Source organism: Kitasatospora sp. NPDC057500, from assembly GCF_042802195.1.
Lineage (GTDB): Bacteria > Actinomycetota > Actinomycetes > Streptomycetales > Streptomycetaceae > Kitasatospora.
Map to the genome: position 1 here is coordinate 1 of NZ_JBHVER010000430.1, position 1,768 is coordinate 1,768.

At 73.9% G+C, this 1,768-nt stretch carries 2 protein-coding genes; one reads left to right on the forward strand and one right to left on the reverse strand.

Features of this window, described 5'->3' with window-relative positions:
- Window positions 1–252: 252 nt before the first annotated feature.
- A complete protein-coding gene (locus ACFU74_RS37210) occupies window positions 253–453 on the reverse strand; it encodes a hypothetical protein (RefSeq protein ID WP_380764566.1) in 201 nt (66 codons plus the stop codon).
- A gap of 433 nt (window positions 454–886) precedes the next feature.
- On the opposite strand from ACFU74_RS37210, the gene ACFU74_RS37215 reads away from it, so the two are divergent.
- On the forward strand, window positions 887–1,768 hold an 882-nt coding region (locus ACFU74_RS37215; RefSeq protein WP_380764567.1), incomplete at its 3' end, for a serine/threonine-protein kinase.

Below are 1,768 nucleotides of genomic sequence, written 5' to 3' on the forward strand. Positions count from 1 at the left end.
GTGTTCCCCGTGCTCCCCGGGGGTGTTCGGCGTTCCCGCTGTTGACGGGGACAGGTGACGAGGACAGCAGAAGAGCCGCGTACGGTCGCCCTCACCGACGTCCGTACGCGGCGTCTCCGCCTGCCGGGGCGCTCTGCGCGCCGCTCCTCGCCCGTCCGCGTGTCATCGCGGGCGCGGCCTCCCCGGCGGCACTGGCTCCCCGTCCCCAGGGGATCAGTGCCCGTTCAGGTGGGCACCTCGGTGCCCGGGCGGTCAGTGGCCGAGCAGCTCGGCCACCGCCTGCGCCTGGTTCGCCATCTGCTCCCAGCCGCCGAACAGGACGGCCAGCAGCACCGCGCAGGGCAGCGCCATGGCCACCGCCACCGCGGGGTGCCGGGTGGGCTCCGCGGCGCCGGGCTGGGTGAAGGCCGGCCGACGACGTCGGGAGGTGGATCCCGGGGGCTGCGGTGCCATGCCCTTGACTCCTCTTTCGTGAGCTCGGCCGGTGGATGGACGGTGGTGCACGTGGACGCGGTGGACGGCTTACCTCGGGGGACGAGCTCCCCGTCCACCGCTGGGAACAACGATATGGCGGGAGGGGGTTGGCGGGCGTCATGCCTTCGTACTGTTCTCCGGGCCTCCCGGAGGATGACGATCGGACCTGGGGAGTACTACCGCAGGCGGAGACGTCCGCGACCCGGTCCCAGGGGGAACCCTGAGAGCCGACCCCGAGAAACGATTCGGCGGCACACCGTCCGATTGTCAGTCCAAGATCGGACAATCGGACGGTGGCTTCAGGTGTTGCGTATCAGCACACCGCAGCGGGCAGTCCGTAAGCTGTGCCAGACAGGAACTGACGACGCCCCATCCGACGGGGCCTCACCCACAGTCTGACGGGGAAACGAGAATGGCGATGATGCGGCTGCGGCGTGAGGACCCCCGCATCGTCGGGCCGTACCGCCTGCACCGGCGGCTGGGAGCCGGCGGCATGGGCGTGGTCTACCTCGGGTCGGACCGCCGGGGGCAGCGCGTCGCGCTCAAGCTGATCCGGTCCGAGCTGGCCGAGGACGTCGAGTTCCGCACCCGCTTCGCCCGCGAGATCGCCGCCGCCTCCAGGATCCGCGGCGGCTGCACCGCCCGCGTCATGGGCTCCGACATCGAGGCCGACCGGCCCTGGCTGGCCACCGCGTACGTCCCCGGGCCCTCGCTCTACAAGCGGGTCGGCGACGAGGGGGCGCTCGGCTGGCCCGAGGTCGCCCGGATCGGGGCCGCACTCGCCGACGGGCTGGTCAAGGTGCACGAGGCCGGCGTCGTCCACCGCGACCTCAAGCCGTCCAACATCCTGCTCTCCCCGCGCGGGCCGCGCATCATCGACTTCGGCATCGCATGGTCGCGAGGGGCCAGCACGCTCACCCACGTCGGCACCGCCGTCGGCTCGCCCGGCTTCCTCGCGCCCGAGCAGGTCCGGGGGGCCGCCGTCACGCCCGCGACCGACGTCTTCGCGTTCGGCGCGACCCTCGCGTACGCGCTCACCGGGGACAGCCCGTTCGGCTCCGGGGCATCCTCGGAGGTCATGCTCTACCGCGTCGTCCACGAGGAGCCCGACCTGTCGGCGGTGCCGCCGCAGCTGGCGCCGCTGATCCGGGCCTGCCTGGCCAAGGAGCCCGCCGAGCGGCCCGGCGCGGCCGCGCTGCACGAGCGGCTCAGCGAACTGGCGGCGCGCGGCGCGGCCGGCGCCGCGACCGGCCCGGCGCCGGGCGGCGGGGCGGGCCAGGGCACCGGCGGGCCG